The organism is Streptomyces sp. NPDC003327, assembly GCF_053589515.1.
This window is the reverse complement of the sequence record NZ_JBSFSA010000015.1, coordinates 37506-60440: the sequence shown is the minus strand read 5'-3', so window position 1 is coordinate 60440 and position 22935 is coordinate 37506. Positions and strand designations below refer to the sequence as shown.

Annotated in this window: 20 protein-coding genes; 14 read left to right on the top strand and 6 right to left on the bottom strand. The window is 72.9% G+C overall.

Features of this window, described 5'->3' with window-relative positions:
* Nucleotides 1–287 precede the first annotated feature (287 nt).
* Both ACWDVG_RS15590 and exaC read left to right on the top strand, forming a co-directional pair.
* On the top strand, nt 288–1556 hold the full coding sequence (locus ACWDVG_RS15590) for a GAF domain-containing protein (RefSeq protein WP_451699692.1): 1269 nt from the start codon (nt 288–290) through the stop codon (nt 1554–1556).
* Between the two features lie 42 nt (nt 1557–1598).
* Nucleotides 1599–3122: an acetaldehyde dehydrogenase ExaC gene (gene exaC, locus ACWDVG_RS15585; RefSeq protein WP_451699691.1), complete on the top strand. Its 1524-nt coding sequence runs from the start codon at nt 1599–1601 to the stop codon at nt 3120–3122.
* 117 nt (nt 3123–3239) lie between these two features.
* Here the strand turns inward: exaC and ACWDVG_RS15580 are convergent, their stop codons facing one another.
* Entirely contained in the window at nt 3240–3440 is a 201-nt protein-coding gene (locus ACWDVG_RS15580; RefSeq protein ID WP_451699689.1) for a CsbD family protein, read from the bottom strand.
* A 106-nt stretch (nt 3441–3546) separates the two neighbouring features.
* Here ACWDVG_RS15580 and ACWDVG_RS15575 point away from each other — a divergent pair, with 106 nt between their 5' ends.
* On the top strand, nt 3547–4014 hold the full coding sequence (locus tag ACWDVG_RS15575; protein ID WP_451699688.1) for an MSMEG_6728 family protein: 468 nt from the start codon (nt 3547–3549) through the stop codon (nt 4012–4014).
* 54 nt (nt 4015–4068) lie between these two features.
* Nucleotides 4069–5247 carry a spore photoproduct lyase family protein gene (locus ACWDVG_RS15570; protein WP_451699687.1) on the top strand — a complete coding sequence of 393 codons (1179 nt, stop codon included), beginning with the start codon at nt 4069–4071 and terminating at the stop codon, nt 5245–5247.
* 61 nt (nt 5248–5308) lie between these two features.
* Here ACWDVG_RS15570 and ACWDVG_RS15565 read toward each other — a convergent pair whose 3' ends face one another.
* A complete protein-coding gene (locus ACWDVG_RS15565; RefSeq protein WP_451699686.1) occupies nt 5309–6640 on the bottom strand; it encodes an APC family permease in 1332 nt (443 codons plus the stop codon).
* A gap of 262 nt (nt 6641–6902) precedes the next feature.
* Here ACWDVG_RS15565 and ACWDVG_RS15560 point away from each other — a divergent pair, with 262 nt between their 5' ends.
* Both ACWDVG_RS15560 and ACWDVG_RS15555 read left to right on the top strand, forming a co-directional pair.
* Nucleotides 6903–8597 carry an alkaline phosphatase D family protein gene (locus ACWDVG_RS15560; protein ID WP_451699685.1) on the top strand — a complete coding sequence of 565 codons (1695 nt, stop codon included), beginning with the start codon at nt 6903–6905 and terminating at the stop codon, nt 8595–8597.
* 148 nt (nt 8598–8745) lie between these two features.
* Nucleotides 8746–11166, top strand: coding sequence for an ABC transporter substrate-binding protein (locus ACWDVG_RS15555; RefSeq protein ID WP_451699684.1), 2421 nt, complete (start codon nt 8746–8748; stop codon nt 11164–11166).
* A gap of 129 nt (nt 11167–11295) precedes the next feature.
* On the opposite strand, the gene katG is transcribed toward ACWDVG_RS15555, so the two are convergent.
* Together katG and ACWDVG_RS15545 are read right to left on the bottom strand one after the other, a co-directional pair.
* A complete protein-coding gene (katG, locus tag ACWDVG_RS15550; protein ID WP_451699683.1) occupies nt 11296–13491 on the bottom strand; it encodes a catalase/peroxidase HPI in 2196 nt (731 codons plus the stop codon).
* Nucleotides 13492–13704: 213 nt separating this feature from the next.
* The gene (locus ACWDVG_RS15545; RefSeq protein WP_451699682.1) at nt 13705–14670 is read right to left on the bottom strand and encodes a S8 family peptidase; all 966 of its coding nucleotides are present in this window, start codon (nt 14668–14670) and stop codon (nt 13705–13707) included.
* Nucleotides 14671–14761: 91 nt separating this feature from the next.
* Here ACWDVG_RS15545 and ACWDVG_RS15540 point away from each other — a divergent pair, with 91 nt between their 5' ends.
* A complete protein-coding gene (locus ACWDVG_RS15540) occupies nt 14762–15715 on the top strand; it encodes a helix-turn-helix domain-containing protein (protein WP_451699681.1) in 954 nt (317 codons plus the stop codon).
* Nucleotides 15716–15827: 112 nt separating this feature from the next.
* Here ACWDVG_RS15540 and ACWDVG_RS15535 read toward each other — a convergent pair whose 3' ends face one another.
* The gene (locus tag ACWDVG_RS15535) at nt 15828–16052 is read right to left on the bottom strand and encodes a helix-turn-helix domain-containing protein (RefSeq protein ID WP_451699680.1); all 225 of its coding nucleotides are present in this window, start codon (nt 16050–16052) and stop codon (nt 15828–15830) included.
* Between the two features lie 88 nt (nt 16053–16140).
* On the opposite strand from ACWDVG_RS15535, the gene ACWDVG_RS15530 reads away from it, so the two are divergent.
* Entirely contained in the window at nt 16141–17427 is a 1287-nt protein-coding gene (locus tag ACWDVG_RS15530; protein WP_451699679.1) for a phytase, read from the top strand.
* Nucleotides 17428–17576: 149 nt separating this feature from the next.
* Here the strand turns inward: ACWDVG_RS15530 and ACWDVG_RS15525 are convergent, their stop codons facing one another.
* The gene (locus ACWDVG_RS15525) at nt 17577–17912 is read right to left on the bottom strand and encodes an alpha-amylase (RefSeq protein WP_451699678.1); all 336 of its coding nucleotides are present in this window, start codon (nt 17910–17912) and stop codon (nt 17577–17579) included.
* 201 nt (nt 17913–18113) lie between these two features.
* Here ACWDVG_RS15525 and ACWDVG_RS15520 point away from each other — a divergent pair, with 201 nt between their 5' ends.
* The 6 genes from ACWDVG_RS15520 (at nt 18114) to ACWDVG_RS15495 (ending at nt 22892) form a co-directional block, all read left to right on the top strand.
* Nucleotides 18114–18692, top strand: a complete 579-nt coding sequence (locus tag ACWDVG_RS15520) for a DinB family protein (RefSeq protein ID WP_451699677.1) — start codon at nt 18114–18116, stop codon at nt 18690–18692.
* 153 nt (nt 18693–18845) lie between these two features.
* The gene (locus tag ACWDVG_RS15515) at nt 18846–19613 is read left to right on the top strand and encodes a GntR family transcriptional regulator (protein ID WP_451699676.1); all 768 of its coding nucleotides are present in this window, start codon (nt 18846–18848) and stop codon (nt 19611–19613) included.
* A 58-nt stretch (nt 19614–19671) separates the two neighbouring features.
* Complete coding sequence (locus ACWDVG_RS15510) at nt 19672–19899, top strand: 4Fe-4S dicluster domain-containing protein (RefSeq protein WP_116157163.1); 228 nt, start codon at nt 19672–19674, stop codon at nt 19897–19899.
* 13 nt (nt 19900–19912) lie between these two features.
* On the top strand, nt 19913–21253 hold the full coding sequence (locus ACWDVG_RS15505) for an ABC transporter substrate-binding protein (RefSeq protein ID WP_451699675.1): 1341 nt from the start codon (nt 19913–19915) through the stop codon (nt 21251–21253).
* Nucleotides 21250–22155: an ABC transporter permease gene (locus ACWDVG_RS15500; protein ID WP_451699674.1), complete on the top strand. Its 906-nt coding sequence runs from the start codon at nt 21250–21252 to the stop codon at nt 22153–22155. Before ACWDVG_RS15505 ends, ACWDVG_RS15500 begins: the two co-directional genes overlap by 4 nt.
* Nucleotides 22152–22892: an ABC transporter ATP-binding protein gene (locus ACWDVG_RS15495; RefSeq protein WP_451699673.1), complete on the top strand. Its 741-nt coding sequence runs from the start codon at nt 22152–22154 to the stop codon at nt 22890–22892. Before ACWDVG_RS15500 ends, ACWDVG_RS15495 begins: the two co-directional genes overlap by 4 nt.
* Nucleotides 22893–22935 lie beyond the last annotated feature (43 nt).

Genomic DNA, 22935 nt, shown 5'->3' with positions numbered 1-22935 from the left:
TCTCGGCCATGTGGCGAGCGATCCGGGGTCGTTGATGGCACCTTCTCACTGAATCGTGACAATCGCCGACCGTCCCTCACCGATCCGCACCGACCCCTTACGCCGGTCCCAGCCGGCGCTCGGCCGCGTCCACCGTCCGCGCGAGGCGCACGGCGGTCTTCGCCCTGGACGAAGGCCGGCTTGCGGCCAGGGCGGGAACGCCGGGGGTTCCGGGCGCTTGTGGGCGGCTCGGGCGCGTACGACGATGAGCGCGACGGACGCGGTACGACCTCGACGGGGAGGCCGAGTTGAGCGGTACGGGCGCGGCGGAACGACGCCAACCGGAGGACGGCGGGGACCGGCGTGCGGCGCTCGTCGCCCCACGGGGCCCCGTTCGGCCGGTGGTCGCGGAGTCGTGGCGGCGCTCGGCGCGGGCGAGGGTGAGCAGGGACGGCGCCGCGCCGGTGGAACTGGACGAGACGGAACTCGTCCCGTACCGCGACGGGCACCCCCTGGCGGCGGCCATGCCGGTGATCCGGGAACTGATGGCGGCGGACGCCCGGGACGGCGAGCACCTGGTCGCGGTGTGCGACGCGGGCGGCCGGATCCTGTGGGTCGACGGGCACCGCGACACGCTGCGCAAGGCGCGGGGGATGAACTTCGTGGCGGGGGCCCGCTGGTCCGAGGCGGCCGTCGGCACGAACGCGCCCGGCACCGCCCTCGCCCTCGACCGTCCCGTCCAGGTCGTCGCGTCCGAGCACTTCCGGCGGCCGGTGCGGTCGTGGACCTGCGCGGCCGCCCCGGTCCACGATCCGCTCAGCGGGCGGCTCCTCGGCGCCGTCGACATCACGGGCGGCGACCGGCTCGCGCACCCGCACAGCCTCGGTTTCGTCCAGGCCGTGGCCCGCGCCGCCGAGGCCCACCTCGCCCTCGTCGGCCCGCGCCCGGAGCGGGCCGCGATCCGGCTCTCGGCGCTCGGCCGGGACGAGGCGGTGCTGTCGGCCGGAGGGCGGAGACTGCGGCTGAGCCGCCGGCACAGCGAGATCGTGGTGCTGCTCGCGCACCGCCCCGAGGGCATCGGTGGCGAGGAACTCCTGACGCTGCTGTACGAGGACGAGTCGGTCACCCCGGTGACGCTGCGCGCGGAGCTGTCCCGGCTGCGGGCGCTGCTCGGCGGCGACCTGCTGCGGTCGCGGCCGTACCGCCTCGCGGGTGCGGTCGAGGCGGACTTCGCGGCGGTGGACCGGCGGCTCGCCTCGGGCGCGGTGGCGGCCGCCGCCGGTGACTACCCGGGCCCGCTCCTTCCGGGGTCGGCCGCGCCCGGCGTCGTACGGCTGCGGGAGCGGCTCGCGGACCGGCTGCGCGCCGCGCTCGTCGAGCGGGGCGATCCGCGGCTGCTCGCGGACTGGGCGTACAGCGCGTGGGGCGAGGACGACGTGGAGGTCTGGCGGGCCTTGTGCGCGGCGGTGCCGGGTCCCCAACTCGCACCAATCCGGGCGCGGCTGACGGCGCTGGAGGCCGAACTCTCCTCCGGTGCAACGGGCTTGCAACGTCCGGGACCCCAGACTCGGCGGTGAGCGCCGGCCAGGGACGGCCGGCGCGTCCGAGGGAGGCCTGCCATGACCCGTTACGCCGCACCCGGTACCGAGGGCGCGCTCATGTCGTACGAGCCCCGCTACGACCACTGGATCGGGGGCGCGTACGTGCCTCCGGCCCGTGGCCGGTACTTCGAGAACCCGAGCCCGGTCGACGGCAGGCCGTTCACCGAGATCGCGCGCGGCACGGCCGAGGACGTGGAGCGGGCGCTCGACGCCGCGCACGCGGCGGCTCCGGCGTGGGGGCGGACGTCCCCGGCCGAGCGGGCGGCCGTCCTGCTGCGGATCGCCGACCGGATGGAGGCGAACCTGGAGGCGCTCGCGGTCGCCGAGACCTGGGACAACGGCAAGCCCGTCCGGGAGACGCTGGCAGCCGACATTCCGCTCGCCGTCGACCACTTCCGCTACTTCGCGGGGGCGCTGCGGGCCCAGGAGGGTTCGCTGAGCCAGCTCGACGACGACACCGTCGCGTACCACTTCCACGAGCCGCTGGGCGTGGTCGCGCAGATCATCCCGTGGAACTTCCCGATCCTGATGGCGGTCTGGAAGCTGGCCCCGGCGCTGGCGGCCGGCAACGCCGTCGTCCTCAAGCCCGCCGAACAGACCCCGGCGTCCGTGCACTTCTGGCTCGGCCTGGTGGCGGACCTGCTGCCCGCGGGCGTCCTGAACGTCGTCAACGGCTTCGGCGAGGAAGCCGGGAAGCCGCTGGCCTCCTCCCCCAGGGTGGCGAAGATCGCCTTCACCGGTGAGACGTCGACGGGCCGCCTGATCATGGGGTACGCCACGGAGCACCTGAAGCCGGTCACCCTGGAGCTGGGCGGCAAGTCGCCGAACATCTTCTTCGACGACGTGTGGGCGGCGGACGACGACTTCCGCGACAAGGCCCTCGAAGGCTTCACGATGTTCGCCCTCAACCAGGGCGAGGTGTGCACCTGCCCGTCGCGGGCCCTGGTGCAACGCGGCCGCTACCACGAGTTCCTGGAGGCGGCGATCGCCCGCACGGAACTCATCGCCCCCGGCCACCCCCTGGACACGGCGACCATGATCGGCGCCCAGGCCTCCGCCGACCAGCTCGCCAAGATCCTCTCCTACCTGGAGATCGGCCGGCAGGAGGGCGCGAAGGTCCTGACGGGCGGTCAGCGTGTCGAGCACGGCGGCGACCTGGCGGGCGGCTACTACGTGCAGCCCACGATCTTCGAGGGCGACAACCGCATGCGGATCTTCCAGGAGGAGATCTTCGGCCCGGTCGTCGCCGTCACGTCGTTCACCGACTTCGACGACGCGATCACCACGGCCAACGACACCCTGTACGGCCTGGGCGCGGGCGTCTGGACCCGTGACACGAACACGGCCTACCGCGCGGGCCGCGCGATCCAGGCGGGACGCGTCTGGACGAACTGCTACCACGCCTACCCGGCGCACGCGGCCTTCGGCGGCTACAAGCAGTCGGGCATCGGCCGGGAGACGCACCGGATGATGCTGGACCACTACCAGCAGACGAAGAACATCCTGCAGAGCTACTCGCCCAGGAAGCTCGGCTTCTTCTAGATCCAGGTGGATCTGGGTGGATCTGGGGCACGGGGACGAGGGCCGGAGAAGGCTCCCGTCCTCGTCTCCCGCATCCTGCGGATCGTGCGGGCCCCGTCAGCCGCCGATAGGGGACCTTCAGGGGTTCTGGCGGCCTCGGAGGGAGTCCTTGACGCCCTTGGCCCGCTCCTCGGCCTTGCCCGCGGCCTCCCGCGTCTTGCCCTTGGCCTGGTCGGTCTTGCCCTCGGCCCGCATCCGCTCGTTGCCGGTCGCCTTGCCGACGGCCTCCTTGGCCTTGCCCTTGGCCTGCTCCATCTTGCCCTTGGCCTTGTCCGCCATGGGACGACTCCTTTCCGAGAGGGACATTCACCCATAAATTAGGGCAGATGTGTGGTTCCCGCTCACCGAGTCGAGGGGGCGGGGCCGGGGTGGGGAGCAGGTGTGCATGCAGACCTTTCTTCCGTACGAGAGTTCTTCCGCCTCCGCCGCCGTGCTGGACCCGAAGCGGCTGGGGAAGCAGCGCGTCGAGGCGCTCCAGGTGTTCCGGGGGCTGACCGTGGAGGACTACGGATGGCGGCGGCACCCCGCGGTGCGGATGTGGGCCGGGTACGAGGAGGCGCTGGTGCGGTACGGGCTGGACGTCTGCGCCGTGTGGACCGGGCAGGGGCGGGCCGACACCTGCGCGGTGACGTTGCTGGACGACTACCGTGCCTGGCGGCCGTCGGGCACGGTGCGCGGGCAGGACGAGCTCGCGCGGGCGGACGAGCTGCCGCCGTGGCTGGGGAACCCGGCGTTCCACCGCAGCCACCGTTCGGCGCTGGTGCGCAAGGACCCGGCGCACTACCGGGCCCGTTTCCCCGACGTGCCGGACGATCTTCCGTACGTGTGGCCTGCGTCCGACCGCGAGGGGTGACGGACCGGGCTCGTAGACTGGGGCAAAGGCACCGGAATCGGCAGCGGAGTGGGAATGGGACAGCCTCAGGAGACGGGCGGGGAGGCCGAAGGCCTCTTCGACGTGGCGGAGCTCGTCGCCGCGTCCGCGTCGGCCGGGGCGCGCGAGGGGCGGGCGTTCCGGGAGGGACCCGAGGCGGCTCGGCTGCTGCGGGTGGCGGAGATCCACGCGGAACCCGGTGCCGCGGCGTCCTGGCGGGGGCAGGAGATCATCGCGAGGTTCCCCGACGCCCGGCTCGTCGAGACCGGCTCGCACTGGCGCATCCCGCACCTGCACGGCAACGAAGGCAACGTCGAGCACTGGGTGCGGGTGAAGCGGGAGACCCTCGTCCTCGGCGAGCGTTCCTCCCTGACCGTCCGCCCCAACGGCCGCTCCGCCGACTGGATCGCCCCCGGGCTGTCCAACGGCTGCGCGATGGCCTGCGCGTACTGCTACGTGCCGCGCCGCAAGGGCTTCGCCAACCCCATCACCGTCTTCACCAACGTCGAACGGGTCCTGGCCGCGATCGGTCGGCACATCGCCGCGACGGGACCGAAGACGGAGCCGAACCAGTGCGACGAGCGGGCGTGGGTGTACGACGTCGGCGAGAACGGCGACTGCGCGGTGGACGACCTGATCAGCGACAACACCGCCGACCTCGTCCACGCCTTCCGTCGCTGGCCGACCGCCAAGGCGTCCTTCGCGACCAAGTTCGTCAACCCCGACCTGCTGCGGCTCGACCCCCGCGGGCGTACCCGCATCCGCTTCTCCCTCATGCCACCGGACGACTCCCGGCTCCTCGACATCCGCACCAGCCCGGTCCCCGCCCGCCTGGAGGCCGCCGGCGACTTCCTGGACGCCGGGTACGAGGTGCACTTCAACCTGTCGCCGGTGGTGATCCGCCCCGGGTGGCGGGAGGCCTGGGGTGAGCTGCTGCGGATGATGGACGACGTGCTCCCGCGGCGGGTGAAGGAGCAGGCCGCGGCGGAGATCATCATGCTCACCCACAACGAGGACCTGCACGGGGTCAACCTCGGCTGGCACCCGCGTGCCGAGGACGTCCTGTGGCGACCGGACCTCCAGCAGCCCAAGAGGTCGCAGAACGGCGCCCTGAACGTCCGCTACCGCACCCCGGTCAAACGCGAGGCCGTGGAGGCGCTGACCGGCATGATCACGGAACGGACGCCGTGGCTGCGGGTGCGCTACGCCTTCTAGGTCGTTTCCTTCGGGTCCGGCACCGGACGCCGGGAGCCCGGCAAGATCCGAAAGAGACGGCCTAGCGCCCGATTGCCGTCCGCCGTCCCCGTCGCAGCAGCATGAGGACGCCGAGGCCTGCGCCCACGGCCATCAGGACCAGTCCGCGTGCCCAGACGTCGGCCTCGATCTGCGTCGCGAGGACGATGCACGACAGGGCGCCGAGCACGGGCACGACGGTGGGGGCGCGGAAGTGGTCGGCGGGGGCGGACCGGTCACGCCGCAGGACCAGGGCGGCGGTGTTCACGGTGAAGAAGACGACCAGCAGGAGCAGCACCAGGGTGCCCGCCAGGACGTCGATCTCGCCGGTCGCGGCGAGCAGCGCGGACACGACGGTCGTCGCGGCGATCGCGGCCCAGGGGGTGCGCCGGTTCGGGAGGACGCGGGCGAGGAACCCGGGGAGAAGGCCCTCCCTGGCCATCCCGTACGCCAGCCGGGAGCTCATGATCCCGGTCAGGAGGGCCCCGTTGGCCACCGCGACCAGGGCGATGAACGCGAACAGCCGCGGCGGTACCCCTCCGGCGGCCCGGACCACTTCCAGCAGGGGACCGTCGGAGGCGGCCAGGGTGGCGGTGGGCACGGCGGCGGAGGCCGCCGCGCCGACGGCCGCGTACATGAGCCCCGCGGTGGCGAGCGCTCCGAACAGGGCGCGGGGATAGGAGCGTGCGGGGTCCAGGGTCTCCTCGGCGACGTTCACCGAGGTCTCGAAGCCCACGAAGGAGTAGTAGGCGAGCACCGCTCCCGCCAGCACGGCCGCCGTGGGCGACGCGGATTCCGTCCCGAGCTGCGTCAGCCGGCCCACGTCGCCGTCGCCCCGGAGGACGACCCAGGCCCCGAGTCCCACGATGAGCAGCAGTCCGCCCGCCTCGCACAGGGTGGCGAGCGTGTTCAGCCGGGTGGACTCCCGGATACCTCGCGCGTTCAGCAGCGCCAGCAGGACGAGGAAGACCACGGCGACGAGCACCACCGGCACGGACACGAGGGCGGCGAGGTAGTCCCCGGCGAAGCCCCGGGCGAGCGCCGCGACCGACACGATGCCCGCGGCCAGCATGCAGTAACCGGCGAAGAAGCCCACGGCGGGTCCGTAGGCGCGCGTGGCGTAGTGGGAGGCCCCGCCGGCCCTGGGGTACTTCGTCGCCAGCTCGGCGTACGAGGCGGCGGTCAGGAGTGCCAGGAGGAGCGCGCACGTGAGCGGCACCCACACACCGCCGCCCGACTTCGCGGCCACCTGCCCGATCAGTACGTACACGCCCGCGCCGAGGACGTCACCGAGGATGAAGAAGTACAGGAGACGGGTGGTGAGGACCTGGCGGAGCGGCTGACGCGCGTCGGTGTCTGCGGGACGGGAAGGCATGGGGTCTCGTCTGTTCTGTCGTGCGGTCGGGGGCGTCCGTCGTCCCCCTGGGAACATGGATCTCTTCACCGGGCGAACCGGGAACAAACAGGTCTTCCGTACGTGACCGGAGTCGCGCGGGCCGGGGTCGGGCGACGTGGCGTGGACCGGCGGAACCCGGGTACGAGCGGGGTCGTACGGCGCCGCGGCGCTCTTTGCGCCGCGGGCGAGTAGCGTACGGAGGGACGGTTTCGTGCCGTGCGGCTACGGGAAGGGGCTCGCGGTGGCCGGTCTGAGGCTGGGTCCGCTCCTGCGTCACGTGGACTGGGAGTCGGGCACGAGGGCGACGGTGTGGGTCGAGACCGACCGCGCGTGCACCGCGGAGGTCCGGTGCCCGGGCGGCGCCGGCGGTTCGGCGCCCACGTTCCGCGTCGCCGGCCACCACTACGCGCTGGTGGTCGTGACCGGGCTCGTCCCCGGGACCGTCACCCCGTACGAGGTGCTCCTCGACGGCGAGCGGGTGTGGCCCCTCCCCGACGCGCCCCAGCCGGCCAGCACCATCCGCACGCCCCCCGTCGCGGCGACGGACGCGGTCGTCGCCTTCGGGTCGTGCCGGTGGGCGGCGCCCGCCGCCGACAAGTCCGATCCGGTGGGCCCCGACGTCCTCGACACCCTTTCCGCCCGGCTCGCCGCCGACCCGGACGCCGGGCGGCCGGACGTTCTGGTCCTCCTGGGCGACCAGGTGTACGCGGACGAGACCTCCGCCGACACCCGCGCCTGGATCGCCCGGCACCGGCGGTCCGCGGGCACCGGCTCCGCCGCCCCGCCGGACCAGGTCGCGGACTACGAGGAGTACACCCGCCTCTACGACGAGTCCTGGGGCGATCCCGAGCTGCGCTGGCTGCTCTCGACCGTGCCCAGCTGCATGATCTTCGACGACCACGACGTCATCGACGACTGGAACACCAGCGCCGCCTGGGTCGCGGAGATGCGGGCGACGGAGTGGTGGCACGAGCGGATCACCGGCGGCCTGATGTCGTACTGGGTCTACCAGCACCTCGGGAACCTCTCCCCCGCCGAACTGGAGAAGGACGAGCTGTACGCGGCGGTGCTGGCGGCCGGTGACGGCACGGAGGTGCTGCGCGCGTTCGCCGAGCGCGCCGACGCCGACCCGGCGACGGTGCGCTGGAGCTACCGGAGGGACTTCGGCCGCACCCGGCTGCTGATGGTCGACACCCGGGCGGCGCGGGTGCTGGAGGAGCAGCACCGGGCGATGCTGGACGCCGAGGAGGCGGCCTGGCTGCGGGCGCAGGCGCTCGACGGCCTCGACGGGGTCGACCACCTGCTGGTCGGGACCTCGCTGCCGTGGCTGCTGCCGCCGATGGTCCACTTCGCGGAGGGCTGGCACGCGGCGCTCTGCCGGGGCGAGCGCGGGCCGCGCTGGGCACGGTTCGGCGAGTGGCTGCGCCGACGGGCGGACCTGGAGCACTGGGCGGCGTTCGTCTCGTCGTTCCGGAGGCTGACGGAGACGGTCGCCGAGGTGGGGAGGGCCGAAGCCGCCCCGGCCACGGTGTGCGTGCTCTCCGGAGACGTCCACCACGCGTACGTGGCGGAGCCCGTCTGGACCTCCGGGCTGCAGCCGCGCTCACGCGTCTTCCAGTTCACCTGCTCGCCGCTGCACAACTCGGTGCCCGCGGCGATGCGGGGGGCGTTCCGGTTCGGCTGGAGCCGGTTCGCCAAGGTGATCGGGCATCTCCTCGCCCGCCACGGGCGGGTCGCGAGGCCGCAGGTGCGGTGGGAGCGCACCGGTGGACCGTGGTTCGGCAACCAGTTGATGACGCTGACCCTGCGGGGGCGCACGGCGCGGCTGCGGCTGGAGAAGGCGTCGGCGGGCGTGCGGGGGGAGCGCCGTGGGACCGACCGCGCGGGAGCGCGGCTCACCGGCGTCCTCGACCGAAGCCTCACGGACGCGAGCTGACGCCGCGGGGGGGCGGCCCCGCCGGAGCGGGGAGGCGCCGAGGCGGGGGCCGCGGCCGGCTTCCCGCGCCCCTCGGGCTCTTCGTCGGGGGCGTGATCAAGCCGTCTTTCCGTCACCCGGTCGGCTCATCAGGATCTAGAGTGTGCGCGTGACCGAGGAGAACCACGCACTCATCGCCGGCCGCTACCGCCTGGTCGAACGCATCGGCCAGGGCGGCATGGGCCGGGTCTGGCGCGGGCTCGACCAGCAGTTGTTCGGACGCGAAGTCGCCGTCAAGGAGATCCTCTTCCCTCCGGGCATGACCGAGGCCGACCGCGAGGCGCTGCTCAGGCGGTTCACCGGTGAGGCCCGCGCAGCGGTCACTCTCAGCCACCCGGGCGTCATCACCGTCCATGACGTCGTGGAGCACCGCGGCGCCCCCGTCATCGTCATGGAGCTGATTCGCGGCCGGTCCCTGGCCGCCGAGATCAGCAGCCTTGGGCGGCTGCCCGTACGGCGGGTGGCGGAGATCGGCGCCGCCGTGCTGGACGCGCTGACCGAGGCGCACGCGGCACGGATCGTCCACCGCGACATCAAGCCGGACAACGTGCTCCTGGCCAAGGACCGGGTCGTCCTGACCGACTTCGGCATTGCGCACCTCGCCGACGCCACGACCAAGCTGAGCCACAGCGGGATCGTCATCGGCACCCCGCAGTACATGCCGCCGGAGCAGCTCGACGGCAAGCGTCCGACTCCCGCCAACGACCTCTGGGCGCTCGGCGCCACCCTTTACCACGCCGTCGAAGGGCATCCCCCGTTCGAGGCGGAGGGTCTCCACGCCCTCGCGGTGGCCGTGTTCACCCGTCCGCACCGGCCGCCGGTCCACGCCGGCCCGCTGGCCCCGCTGCTGGACGCGCTGCTGACCAAGGACCCGGCCGAGCGCTTGGGCGCCTCGGAGGCGGCCGAGATGCTCAGGGCCGTACGGGGCTCCGCCTCCTCCCCCGACGGCCCGGACCGCGGGCCCGGCCCCGCGCCGGAGACCGGACCGGGCGGCGGGCCGGGACCGGAACCCGCTCCCGGCCCGAGGACGGTTCCGCCGCCGGACGCGCCGGCGGAACCGTCCTCCGCCTCGACGACGCCCGAGCGGGCCCCCTCGTCGACGCCGTCCGTACCGACCCCCACCGTCGTCGACTCCTCCGGGGGCGGCGCGGGTCCCGCGCGTCACCGCGTGCCCGACCGGCCGACCGCGCCGCCGGTCGTCGTGGCCCCCCAAGAGCAGCCGCCGACACTCGACGCGACGGTTCCGCCGGAGCCGGGCGACCGGACGTCCAGGGGGCTCCGGGGCCTCACCCGGCGCTCCGCGGTCCTGGGGACGGCGCTCGCCGTGCTCGCCACGGGCTCGCTCCTGACCTGGTCCCTCACCCGCGACGACGGCCCGCGGGGCGGCGGGAGCGGCAGCGGCTCGACGGCCTCCTCCCTCACGGTGCGGATCGGGGTGGACGCGCCCCTCAGCGGCGGACTCTCCTCGATGGGCACCGGCGTCAGGAACTCCGCCGAACTCGCGGTCCGGACCGCCAACGAGACCGGACACGTCCCCGGCGTGACCTTCGAGCTCACGGCCGTGGACGACGGGGCCGACCCCTCCAAGGGGGCGGCCAACGCGACCCGGTTCGTGTCCGACGACAGGCTGGTCGGCGTCGTCGGCCCCCTCAACTCCGCCGTCGCCCACACCCTGGTGCCCGTGCTCTCCCGCGCGGGCGTGGTCAACGTGTCGCCGGCGAACACCGACCCCGTCCTGACCCTGGGCCCCGACTGGGCCGAGGGCACCCGCGCCCGTCCGCACGCCACGTACTTCCGGACGATCGGCACGGATGCCGACCAGGGGCCCTTCGCGGCGCGGTACCTGCGCGGCGTCGGGAAGACCAAGCTCTACGTGGTCGACGACGCAAGCCCCCACGGGACCGCCGTCGCCTCCGGCCTCACCACCGCATGGAAGAAGCTCGGGGGGACGGTCGTCGGCACCGAACAAGTCGATCCCGCGGAACGCGACTTCGCGGGACTCGCCCTCAGGGTACGGTCGTCGGGCGCCGATGCCGTCTACTTCGGCGGCTACTACGACACCGCGGCGCCACTGTCCCAGCAGCTCAAGCAAGCGGGCGTGACCCTGCCCTTCATGGGCGGCGACGGCCTCTTCGACCAGGCATACCTCACCGGGAACCCCCGCGCCGACGGTGACCTGGCGACCCAGATCGGCGCACCGGCCACGGAGTCGGCGGCGGGCCGCGACTTCCTCGCCCGGTACGAGAAGGCGGGCTACGCGCAGCCGCCAGGCTGGTACGGCCCCTACGCCTATGACGCGACCTGGGCCCTCATCGAGGCGGTGAAGGCCGTGGCGAAGCCGAACGGCGGCCCTCGTGCCGGTGACATCCGTGCGAAGCTGCCGCAGGCCGTCGAACGGCTGGCCTTCGACGGCGTCACCGGCCCCGTCGCCTTCGACGGGGCCGGTGACGCCGTCCACCGCCGACTGACGGTGTACCAGGTGGACGGCGGGGCCTGGCAGGCAAGGTCGACCGGACCGTCCGCCCTGTGACGAGGCGCCCCGCGGCTTTCGTCGCCGGTCCGTCTCAGGTGGCGGAGGTGACACGTCCCGGCCGGCGCCACGGGCAGCCGGCCGGGACGCCCGCCCCCGACCACGGTCGTCGTCGGCGGGGGCGTAACGTCAGGCGAGGTCGAACCGGTCGAGCATCATGACCTTGTCCCAGGCCGCGACGAAGTCGCGGACGAACTTCTCCCGCGCGTCCTCGGCCGCGTAGACCTCCGAGATGGCCCTCAGCTGGGAGTTCGCGCCGAAGACCAGGTCCACGGCGGTGGCGGTCCACTTCGGTGCGCCGCCCTCCGACCCGGCGACGCGGCCCTCGAACACGTTCTCGTCCGTGGCCGACGCCTTCCACTGCGTCCCCATGTCGAGCAGGTTGACGAAGAAGTCGTTGGTCAGGGTCTCCGGCCGGTCGGTGAACACGCCGTGCGAGGACCGCTTGAAGCCCGTGTCGAGGGCGCGCATACCGCCTACCAGCACCGTCATCTCGGGCGCCGTCAGGTTCAGCATGTTGGCACGGTCCAGCAGCAGCGTCTCCGGCGACAGCTTCTCGCCCGCCGACAGGTAGTTGCGGAACCCGTCGGCCCGCGGCTCCAGCACGGCGAACGACTCCACGTCCGTCTGGTCCTGCGTGGCGTCCGTGCGTCCCGGCGCGAACGGGACCGTGATGTCGTGCCCGGCGTTCTTCGCGGCCCGCTCGACCGCCGCGCAGCCGCCCAGGACGATCAGGTCGGCGAGCGAGATCCTGGTCCCCCCGCTCTGGGAGTTGTTGAAGTCCTGCTGGATCCCTTCGAGGGTGCGCACGGTCTCGGCGACCTCGGGCTGGGCGTTGACCTCCCAGTCCTTCTGCGGCGCGAGCCGGATCCGGGCGCCGTTCGCACCGCCCCGCTTGTCGGTGCCGCGGAAGCTGGCCGCCGACGCCCAGGCCGTGGCGGCCAGCTGGGAGACGGTCAGCCCGGAGGAAAGGATCCTGTCCTTGAGGACGGCGACGTCCTCGGGCGTCACCAGCTCGTGGTCGACCGGCGGCACCGGGTCCTGCCACAGCTGCGGTTCGGGGATCCAGGGGCCGAGGTAGCGCGAGACCGGGCCCATGTCGCGGTGCAGGAGCTTGTACCAGGCCCTGGCGAACGCGTCGGCGAGCTTGTCCGGGTTCTCGTGGAAGCTCTTCGAGATGGGGGCGTAGACGGGGTCCACCTTCAACGCGAGGTCCGTCGTGAGCATCATGGGGGCGTGCCGCCTGCCGGGATCGTGCGCGTCCGGCACGGTGCCCTGCGCCTCGGGGTTCCTGGGGGTCCACTGCTGCGCCCCGGCCGGGCTCGTCGTCAGCTCCCAGTCGTAGGCGAACAGGTTGTTCAGGTAACCGTTGTCCCACTTCGTCGGCTCGTTCGTCCACGCGCCTTCGAGCCCGCTGGTGATCGTGTCGGCGCCCTTGCCGCTGCCGAAGGAGTTGTGCCAGCCGAGTCCCTGCTGCTCCAGCGGGGCGGCCTCCGGTTCCGGACCGACGTACTCGGGGTCCACCGCGCCGTGGCACTTGCCGAAGGTGTGGCCGCCGACGATGAGCGCGACCGTCTCCTCGTCGTTCATCGCCATGCGCCCGAACGTCTCGCGAATGTCCCGGGCGGCGGCGAGGGGGTCCGGATTTCCGTTGGGGCCTTCGGGATTGACGTAGATCAGGCCCATCTGCACCGCACCGAAAGGACCGGTGAGTTCCCGGTCACCGCTGTAGCGCTCGTCTCCGAGCCAGGTGTCCTCGGGCCCCCAGAAGACCTCCTCCGGTTCCCAGACGTCCTCCCGGCCGAAGCCGAATCCGAACGTCTTGAACCCCATGGACTCCATGGCGCAGTTTCCGGCGAACACCAGGAGGTCGGCCCAGGAGATCTTCCGCCCGTACTTCCGCTTCACCGGCCAGAGCAGCCGCCGCGCCTTGTCCAGACTCGCGTTGTCCGGCCAGCTGTTGAGAGGGGCGAAGCGCTGCGCGCCGGAACCGCCGCCGCCGCGGCCGTCGGCGATGCGGTACGTTCCCGCCGCGTGCCAGCTCATCCGGATGAAGAGCGGCCCGTAGTGGCCGTAGTCGGCGGGCCACCAGTCCTGCGACGTGGTCATCACCTCGAAGACGTCGCGCTTCAGCGCTTCGACGTCCAGGGTGGCGAACTCTTCCGCGTAGTCGAATTCCTCGCCCATCGGATTGGCCCGGGGCGAGTTCTGGTGGAGAACCTGGAGGTCCAACTGGTTCGGCCACCAGTCCCGGTTCGTCCTGGGACGAGTGGGCGCGGGGGTGGGGGAAGGGATTGCGGGGTTCTCGCTTTCGCTGCCGGACACGTCCGTCCCTCTTCCTGTCGGTGCTTCCATAGGGCTGCGCGCTCTTGACGGCGTCCGTATGGTCGCGCACCTCGGACCGCCCGGCGGAGAGAACACGCAGGGCTTTCCCGAAAAGCGAAAGAGGCGCCTGACCGGGGGTTCTCCCCGGCCGGCGCCCCTCCGCACGGGAGCGTTCGGCTCCGTGCCCGAGCGTCGGGCGTCAGCGGCGCAGCTTCAGGCGGTGGACCCCGCCGTCGACCGTGCCGACGTAGAGCGTGCGGCCGTCGGGGGCGGCGGCCAGCTCGGTGGTGTCGGTGTTCTGAAGGCCGCTCGAGATGTTCTCCCAGGTGGAGCCGTTGTCGGTGCTGCGCAGACGTCGGCCGGGTGGGGGTTGGCGGGATCGACCGCGGCCTCGATGCCGGCGATGATGTCGGAGGTGTAGCCGCTGCCGTCGGCGCCGGTGACCTTGTAGGCGAGCAGGCGCGCGTCGGGCGCCATGCCGCTGACGCCTCCCTCGCGGGCCGCCTTGCCCGCGATGATGCCCGCGACGTGGGTGCCGTGCCCGTTGTCGTCCATCGGGTCGTCGTCGCCGTTGGCGAAGTCGAAGCCGCCGACGACCTTGTGGCCCTCGCCAAAGCCGCCGCCCAGGTCGGGGTGGCCGTAGTCCACGCCGCTGTCCAGGACCGCCACGACAGTCCCTCTGCCGGTGGCCTTCGCCCCGGTCGGGTCCTCGCGCTTCCAGACGTCGGGCGCGCCGGTCAGCGGAACGCTCGCGTCCGTGCGCACCTGTATCCGGGTGTCGGGCCGGACGGCGACGACGCCCGGCAGTGCGGCCAGCCGTGCCGTCTCGGAGGCGGGCACCGTCATCGCCACGGCGTTGACGAGGAGCCCCAGTCGGCGGGGTGCGGCGGGGCGCAGCCCGGCTTGCCGTGCCGTCCTGAGGAAGGCGTCCTGCCGCGCGGCCAGGGCTCGTCGGGCGTCGCCGACGGCGGAGGTGGCGGCGGCTGTCGGATAGGTGAGCGAGCCACCGGGCACCGCTGCCACGGCGGCGTCTCCGGACAGCTCGACGATGACCCGCTGGTTCGGGTCGGGCGACTTCGCTGTGGCGGCGTCGGGTGTCGCGGTGAGCGTCCCGGCCAGCGCGACGGTGGTGACCGCGGCGGCCAGCAGACGTCGGCTTCTTCGTGGGTTCTTGGCCATGGGGAAAAGTCCTAGCGCCGAAGTCACTCTCCGTACAACGGATCTTGACGGCCCATTGCTGCACCTGGCACACGTGGGCCAGGATCCGCATATGACGAGCGAGCTCACCGCGGCAGGCATCGATCCGTTCGACGAAAGCGTCTACCGGGCCGTGTTGACCCGGCGTTCGGCGGCCCCTGCCGAGCTCGCCGCCGACCTCGGCTGTTCGCCCCTCCGTGCCGCCAGGGCGCTGGACCGGCTGCACGACCACGGCCTGGTCGGGCGGCTCGCGGGGGCCCGTCGGCGGTACGCGGCGATCGAGCCGGGTGCCGCGGTCGAGTCCCTGATCCGCAACAGGACAGCGGAGTTGGACCGGGTCCGGTCGGCGGCCGGCGAGCTGTCGCGCCTCTTCGCGGCGGCGCAGGCGGGCACCGCCGGGGAGGACGAGGTGGAGATCGTCACCGGGCGCGAGGCACTCGGCCGCTGGTTCGTCCGCCTCCAGCAGGAGGCGCGCGACGACGTCATGACGCTGGACCGGCCGCCGTACGCGCTGACCACCTCCAACCCGGTGGAGAGCACCGCGCTGGGGCGCGGCGTGCGCTACCGCGCGGTCTACGCCCCCGAGGCACTTGAGTGGCCGGGGGTGCTCGAGGACATCCGCGGCCTCGTGCGCCGGGGCGAGCAGGCCCGGGTGATGCCGGGGCTGCGGATCAAACTCGCCGTCGCGGACCGCCGGTTGGCCCTGATGCCGCTCTCCCTGGATCTCGACGGCGTGCGGGCCGCGGTGATCCGGCCGTCCACGCTGCTGGACGCCCTCACCGCCTACTGGGAACTGTGCTGGAAACAGGCCCTGCCGCTCGACGCGCCGGCCGAGGACCCGCTCGGCGAGGAGGATCGCCTGGTGCTCACCCTGCTGGTCGGCGGCCTGAAGGACGAGGCGATAGCCCGCCAGCTCGGCTGGTCGGTGCGCACCATGCGGCGGCGCATGAGCCGCCTCCTCGAACTCCTCGGCGCGGTGAACCGTTTCCAGGCCGGCGTCGTCGCGACACGCCGGGGCTGGATCTGACCTGCCGCAAGGACCGGGTCCGACGACCGGCCGACCCTGGCCCCGCCCCCCTTGCCGTGACCGGGGGTGCCGCGTGGGTGTCCCGACGGTCCCGGGTCCGTGCCGGCGGGGGTCATTCGCACGCCGCGTCGACGGCGCGCGCGAGCTGGACGCGGGAGTGCGGGCCCAGTTCGCGGGAGACGCGGGTGAGGGTCGCCTCGACCGTCTTGACGCTGACGGTGAGGGCGGCGGCGATGTCGCGGTTGCTCCCGCCGTCGGCGGCGAGCCGGGCGCAGTGCTGTTCGGCGGTGGTGAGGCGGGGCTGGTCCTCACTCCGCGGGTTTCCCGGTGTGTTCAAGCGCCGTCCACCTTTGCGTCGCGTACATGACAGGCTGGACGACGAAGGTCTTCCTACCAGGGCAAACACCCCTATCTCAGGAAGAAACATGACGACACGTCTGGCTGTTCGCGCCTCCGCGCTCGCTCTCTGCACGACACTGGCCACCTCGTTCGCGCTCCCGGCACACGCCTCCGGGATCGTCAGCGTCCTGCCGAAGGCCGAGACCACCCCGCTGTACGACGACGAGGCGGGCGGCAACGCCAACGCGGACGACCCGGCGATCTGGCGCAACTCCGCCGCCCCGGGCCGCAGCCTGGTGATCGCGACGGCCAAGCAGGGCGGTCTGCGGGTCTACGACCTCGACGCGCGCCAGGTGCAGTCGATCCCCGCCCCGGCCGGACCGGGCGCCGACGACAAGCCCGGCCGCTTCAACAACGTCGACCTGGTGCAGGGCCTGCGCCTGGGCGGCGGGCGCGCGGACGTCGCGGTGGTCAGCGACCGCGGCAACGACCGGCTGAGGATCTACCGCATCGACCGCGACAAGCCCGGCGGCCCGCTCACCGACGTCACCGACCCGGCCGTGCGGCCCGTCTTCTCCGCCGACCAAGCAGAGATCAACGAGCAGCAGACCGCGTACGGGCTGGCCACCTGGACCGACCGCGCCACCGGCCGCTCCTACGCCCTGGTCAGCCAGCGCAACCGCACCCGGATCGCCCTGATGGAGCTGGTCGCCACCTCGGCCGGCACGGTCGACTACCGGCAGGTCCGCGTCCTCGACCTGCCGTCCTCCTTCCGGATGCCCAACGGCGCCCCCTGGACGCCGTGCGGCGAGCCGGGTGAACTTCCGCAGGTCGAGGGCATGGTCGTCGACCCGGTGGACGGCACCCTGTACGCGGGGCAGGAGGACGTGGGCATCTGGCGCATCGACGCCGGCCTGACCGGCACGCCGCGCCTGATCGACAAGGTCCGCGAGTACGGCGTCCCGGGCACCTACGACGAGGAGACCGAGGAGTGCACGCCCGGCGCCGACCCCGGCTTCGGCGGCACGCACCTCAGCGCCGACGTCGAGGGCCTGACCCTGGTCACCGAGGCGGACGGCGACGGCTACCTGCTCGCCTCCAGCCAGGGAGACGACACCTTCGTCGCGTACGACCGCGAGCGCGACGAGGACAACGAGTACGAGAACACCTTCCGCATCGCCGCGGCCTCCGCCACCCTCGACGGCTCCGAGGTCTGCGACGGCGCCGCCGCCCTCAACGCCCCGCTCGGCACCCGCTACCCGAACGGCCTGCTCGTCGTCCAGGACGGCGAGGAGACGCCCGGAGACGGTGACCGCGAGGCCACCGGCTTCAAGTTCGTCGACCTCGGCCACGTGGTCGACGCCATCGACTGAACGCCCCACGCGTGAGCCGCGGGCGGGGACGGCGCCCCCGCCCGCGGCTCACGCCACTGGAGCACGGCAGGACGCCGCGAGTCCGCCCGGACCGAGTCACGTCGGTCCGGGCGGACTCAGCTCGTGCGGTCGAGGATGGGGGCGCGGGGTCAGGCGGGGTCGGCGGCCAGGGGGTCGCACGTCCACAACCCCGTGACGTAGTTGCCGTTCGTGCCGTAGCCGGAGAAGGTGGCCCAGCCGCCGGGCTCGACGACGCGGCACGGAGCCCACTCGCCGTTCGTGTACGTGACCGTGACGGTGACGGTGTCGCCGCAGCCGTTGTGGACGTCGGTGTAGCGCCAGCTCTGGAAGTACTCCACGCAGCCGGGTGCCGACACGGGGGCGGCCGCGGAGGCGGGGGCGGCGGCGAGGCCCGCCAGGAGGCCCGCCGCGGTGAGGGTGGTGAGAGCGAGGGAACGCGCTGTGCGCTTCGGGTCGTTGGCCATGGCCCGCATCCTCGGGACAGGCCCGGATGCGATGCAAGTTTCTGAAATCTCTTTCAGTCACGACCGGGGCACCGCCCGTGACGGCACATCAAGCGGTGGGCCTGCGGAGCAGTACGGGCGAACCCGTGTACGGCGGCGCGCTGCGCCAGTAGAGTCTGACCGAAACTTGCTGCAAGAACTTGCAACAGGAGAGGGACCGCCATGCCCGGACTCGCCCCACCCGTCGCCGACGAGCGCTCGGCCCTGACCGCCTATCTCGCGCACCAGCGGCGCGCCTTGCGCGTCACCGCCCACGGTCTCACCGACGAACAGGCCCGCATGACGTCCCCCGTCGGTGACCTGAGCATCGGCGGGCTGATCAAACACGCCGCGCGGTGCGAGACCTTCTGGACCAACCTCGTTCTCGGGGAGCGACACGGGCCCCAGCGGAAGGCGGACGAGTCGGACGACGACGAGTTCCGACTCGCTGCGGACGAGACCCTCGCCTGGGCGCTGGCGGCGCACGCGGAGGCGACCGCGCGGACCGACGCGGTGATCGCCGGCGTTCCGGACCTCGGGCAGGCCGTTCCGGTGCCGCAGGGTCTCCCCTGGTTCCCCGCCGAGGTCGGGGAGTGGTCGGTCCGCTGGGTCCTGCTCCACCTGATCGAGGAGACCGCACGCCACGGGGGCCACGCCGACCTCATCCGCGAGAGCATCGACGGCGCGACCCTCTATCCCCTGCTCGCCGCCGCCGAGGCGTGGCCCGACCCGTGGTTTCGTCCCTGGGAACCCACGCGCTGAACGAACCCGGCTGTCCACGTGGTGGACGCCCCGGTGGCGGATCTTGTGTCCGCGGGGGTGAAACACGCAGGTCAGAGCGGTCCCTACGAACCGTCAGGTGGCGCAATACCGCGGCAACACCATCGGCCGCACTCCCCCGGTACGTTCCCTGACATGCCAGCCGAACCCACCCCCGCAGCCCGCCCGGTCGCCGCCGCGCGCCGACGACGACTGCGTGCGGACCGGGCGCGACAGCTCGCCGATCTGCTGCGCCACCAGATCCTCGCGGGCGGCTTCCCCCAGCAGGTCCTCCCCCTGGAGGACGTCATCGCCAGGGAGTACCGGGCCAGCCGCAACACCGTGCGACACGCCCTGGACCTGCTGCGCGGCGAACAGCTCGTCGAGCGGCAGCCCGGCGTCGGCACCGTGGTGGTGTGCGAGAAGTACCCGCACGGCCTGAACCGCCTCCAGGGCCTGGCCGAGACGCTGCACGAGCACGGTCGGGTCACCAACGAGGTCCGTACCGTCGGCCCCGTCTCCGCCCCCGGGCCGGTGGCGCACCGGCTGGGGGTGCCCGCCCACAGCGACGTGCTCTGCATCGAGCGGCTGCGCCGCCTGAACGGGCTTCCGCTGTCCCTGGACCTGTCCTATCTGCCCATGGACGTGGGCGGGGAACTCCTCGGCTGCGACCTGGAGAACACGGACGTGTTCCGGCTCCTGGAATCGCTCACCGGCGGTCCGCTGGGGCACGCGGAGATCACCCTGGAGGCGATCACCGCCGACGCGCACTCCGCCGCGGTGCTCCAGGCTCCTCGGGGCACGGCCGTCCTGATGCTGGAACGGCTGACCCGCCTGCCCGACGGACGCCCGGTGGATCTGGAGTTCATCCGGTTCCGCGGCGACCGCATCACCATGAGCGGCGTGCTGCACCGGTCCGTCTGACCACGGCCTCTCCCCGTACCTTCCCCCCTTCCCGCCCTCTTCGGTCTTGGAGACCGCCATGCCTCTCGTTCCGCAGCGTTCGGACGTCCCCGTGACCATCGACGAGTCCAAGTGCATCGACGGCTGCACCCTCTGCGTCGACATGTGTCCGCTCGACTCGCTCGCCATCCGCGAGGACGACGGCAAGGCCTACATGCACGTGGACGAGTGCTGGTACTGCGGCCCCTGCGCCGCGCGCTGTCCCACCGGTGCGGTCACCGTCAACATGCCCTACCTGCTCCGCTGAAAGGCCGGCCTCCATGCCCCGCAAGAGAATCCCGCTTCCGCTGCTCCTGGCCACCGCGCTGCTTCCCCTAGCCACCGCCTGCGGCGGGACGGCGGGCGCCGACGGCGGCAAGACCGTCACGGTGACCGTCGGCTACCAGTCCAAGACCATCAACACCGTGACCGCCGGCACGCTGCTGCGTTCCCTCGGCTACTTCGAGGAGGAGCTCGCGGCGCGCGGGAAGGAGGACGGCGTCTCGTACGAGGTCGTGTGGCAGGACTACGCGACCGGTGCGCCGATCACCGCCCAGATGGCGGCCGGGAAGATCGACATCGGCTCGATGGGCGACTTCCCGCTGCTCATCAACGCCGCCCGGGGGAAGCAGCTGGGCCAGCCGACCCGGTTGGTGTCGGTCACCGGCTACAACCTGCGCGGCGGGCTCAACACCGTCGTGACCGCCCCCGGTTCGTCCCTGGAGTCGCTGGCGGACCTGCGCGGCAAGAAGGTGTCCACCAGTGTCGGCTCGGCCGCCGACGGCACGCTCGTGCGCGCCCTGGAGCAGGCCGGTCTCGACCCGCGGAAGGACGTCCAGAAGCTCAACCAGCAGCCCAGCGTGGGCGCGTCCGCGCTGAGCGCCGGCAGCGTCGACGCGCTGTCGCAGTTCGTCGCCTGGCCGGGCCTGCTGGCCTTCGAGGGACGGGCCAAGGCCCTGTACGACGGCGCCGTGCTCGATCTGCCGACCTTCCACGGGGTGACCGTGCGGCAGAAGTTCGCGGACCAACGGCCCGGCGTCCTGGACGACTTCCTCACGGCGCAGCGCCGGGCCACCGACCACCTGCGCGCCCAGCCCGTCGCCGCGGCCGAATCGGTGGCGAAGGCCACCGGGCTGCCCGCCGAGGTGGTCTACCTCTACAACGGTGCGAACGGCATCTCCACCTTCGACCCGCAGCTGCGCCCGGAGCTGGTCGCCGCGCTGAAGGCGGACCTGCCGCTGTTGCGGGCGGCCGAGCTGGTCGGTGACGTCGACGTGGACGAGTTCGTCGACCCGGCACCCCTGGAGCGGGCCGCGTCGAGGCCGGCGTACCCGAAGGTGACCGCGGTCAAGCCGGAACTGTGGCTCGAGGGACAGGCCACCACGCGTTCCTTCGACACTCCCGAGGAGCTGCTGAAGGCCGTCAGGGGCGCCGACGTGCGGGCCGCGTACGTGCCGGACGCGCTGACCGGCACCCTGTGGTTCGCCGACAAGGCGGTGTGGGTCGCGGACGGCGAGCGGCTGCGGGCCTTCGTCACCCCGGCCAACGCGCGGACGTACGTCTCCGGGCACCCCGGCGCCCGGGTCGTCGCCTACGCCGACGCCGTACGGCTGGCGTCATGAGCGCGGGCCGCCGGCTGGTCAGGGCCGGGTCGCTCGCCGGGGCGCTCGCGCTCTGGCAGCTGCTGACCTCGCTGGACGTCAACCTGTGGCTGCGTTTCGAGCAGTTCCCCACGGTCGTCGAGGTGGCCTCGGCCTTCGCCGACCGGGTCGGCACCGCCGCGTACTGGCAGGACCTGGGCCACAGCCTGCGCCGGATCGTGGTGGGCTTCCTGCTGGCCGCCGTCCTTGGAGTGGCCGCGGGCACGGCCGTCGCCCGCTCCCGGTGGGCCTCCGACCTGCTGGGACCGGTGGTCGAGGTGGTACGCCCCGTCCCGGCCATCGCGCTCGTCCCGGTCGCCATCCTGCTCCTCCCGACCAACGAGCAGGGCATCGTCTTCATCACCTTCACCGCGGCCTTCTTCCCCGTCCTGGTGTCGACCCGGCACGCGGTCCGAGCCCTCACGCCCACCTGGGAGGAGGCCGTGCTCACCATGGGCGGGGGCAGGCTCCGGGTACTCCGCTCGGTCGTGCTGCCGGGCGCCCTCCCCGGCATCTTCGGAGGCCTGTCCGTGGGCATCGGCGTCGCCTGGATCTGCGTGATCTCCGCGGAGATGATCTCCGGCGAGTACGGCGTGGGTTACCGGACCTGGCAGGACTACACGGTCGTCGACTACCCGGGCGTGTTCGTCGGCATGGCCACCATCGGCGGCCTCGGGTGGCTCACCTCGACGGCGGTGGAGTACCTCGGCCGTCGTACGACGGCGTGGCTGCCCCGCCCGACCGCGCGCGGCGGAACGGACACCCCGAGGCGGCCCCTCCGCAGGGTGCGCGCAGCTGCCCCCGCTCCGACGGGGGACGCTCCCCCGCTCGTCGCGGACCCCGCCGCCGTCGCCGTCTCTCCCCGGAAGGAACCGGTTCGATGACCGTCGCGCCCCCGCTCGCCGGTGCCGCGCTCACCCTGGACGCCGTGCGGCTCGGCCACCCGGACGGCGCCGCCGTCCCCGGCACGCTCACGCTGGACATCCCGCCCGGCGAACTGCTGGCCGTCGTCGGCCCGTCCGGCTGCGGGAAGTCCACGCTGCTGCGCACCCTCGCGGGGCTGCTGCCGCCGCTGGAGGGCCGGGTCGGCCAGGACGGGGAGCCGATCGACCGGCCCGCAGCCGACCGTGCCCTGGTGTTCCAGCACGATGCCCTGCTGCCCTGGCGGACCGTCCGGGCCAACGTCGAGCTGCCGCTCTCGATCCGGCGGGTCCCCCGCACCGAACGGCGGCGCTCGGCGGCCGAGTGGCTGGACCGGGTCGGCCTCGCCGACCACGCCCACAAGCTGCCGCACCAGTTGTCCGGCGGCCAGCGCCAGCGGGTCCAGCTGGCCCGCGCCCTGGCCGGCGCACCCCGTGCGGTCCTGATGGACGAGCCCTTCGGGGCGCTGGACGCGCACACCCGGGCCGGGATGCAGGACCTGCTGGTCGACATCCTGCGGGGCACCGGCGCCACCGTCGTCTTCGTCACCCACGACGTGGACGAGGCGCTGTACCTCGGCGACCGGGTGCTCCAGCTGCCCTCCGGGCAGGTCCTCGACGTCCCGCACCCGCGGGAGCGGGACGCCCGGACGGCTCCCGGCACCGCGGAAGTGCGCCGCCGCATCCTCGCGTCCCTCTGAAACCCCCGTTCCCGGTCCCGACACCACTGCCGGTCACGATCCC

Coding starts and splice junctions, on each gene's coding strand:
- exaC (WP_451699691.1), top strand. CDS start 1,599: ATGACCCGTTACGCCGCACCCGGTACCGAGGGCGCGCTCATGTCGTAC.
- ACWDVG_RS15580 (WP_451699689.1), bottom strand. CDS start 3,440: ATGGCGGACAAGGCCAAGGGCAAGATGGAGCAGGCCAAGGGCAAGGCC.
- ACWDVG_RS15575 (WP_451699688.1), top strand. CDS start 3,547: ATGCAGACCTTTCTTCCGTACGAGAGTTCTTCCGCCTCCGCCGCCGTG.
- ACWDVG_RS15570 (WP_451699687.1), top strand. CDS start 4,069: ATGGGACAGCCTCAGGAGACGGGCGGGGAGGCCGAAGGCCTCTTCGAC.
- ACWDVG_RS15565 (WP_451699686.1), bottom strand. CDS start 6,640: ATGCCTTCCCGTCCCGCAGACACCGACGCGCGTCAGCCGCTCCGCCAG.
- ACWDVG_RS15545 (WP_451699682.1), bottom strand. CDS start 14,670: ATGGCCAAGAACCCACGAAGAAGCCGACGTCTGCTGGCCGCCGCGGTC.
- ACWDVG_RS15540 (WP_451699681.1), top strand. CDS start 14,762: ATGACGAGCGAGCTCACCGCGGCAGGCATCGATCCGTTCGACGAAAGC.
- ACWDVG_RS15530 (WP_451699679.1), top strand. CDS start 16,141: ATGACGACACGTCTGGCTGTTCGCGCCTCCGCGCTCGCTCTCTGCACG.
- ACWDVG_RS15525 (WP_451699678.1), bottom strand. CDS start 17,912: ATGGCCAACGACCCGAAGCGCACAGCGCGTTCCCTCGCTCTCACCACC.
- ACWDVG_RS15520 (WP_451699677.1), top strand. CDS start 18,114: ATGCCCGGACTCGCCCCACCCGTCGCCGACGAGCGCTCGGCCCTGACC.
- ACWDVG_RS15515 (WP_451699676.1), top strand. CDS start 18,846: ATGCCAGCCGAACCCACCCCCGCAGCCCGCCCGGTCGCCGCCGCGCGC.
- ACWDVG_RS15510 (WP_116157163.1), top strand. CDS start 19,672: ATGCCTCTCGTTCCGCAGCGTTCGGACGTCCCCGTGACCATCGACGAG.
- ACWDVG_RS15505 (WP_451699675.1), top strand. CDS start 19,913: ATGCCCCGCAAGAGAATCCCGCTTCCGCTGCTCCTGGCCACCGCGCTG.
- ACWDVG_RS15500 (WP_451699674.1), top strand. CDS start 21,250: ATGAGCGCGGGCCGCCGGCTGGTCAGGGCCGGGTCGCTCGCCGGGGCG.
- ACWDVG_RS15495 (WP_451699673.1), top strand. CDS start 22,152: ATGACCGTCGCGCCCCCGCTCGCCGGTGCCGCGCTCACCCTGGACGCC.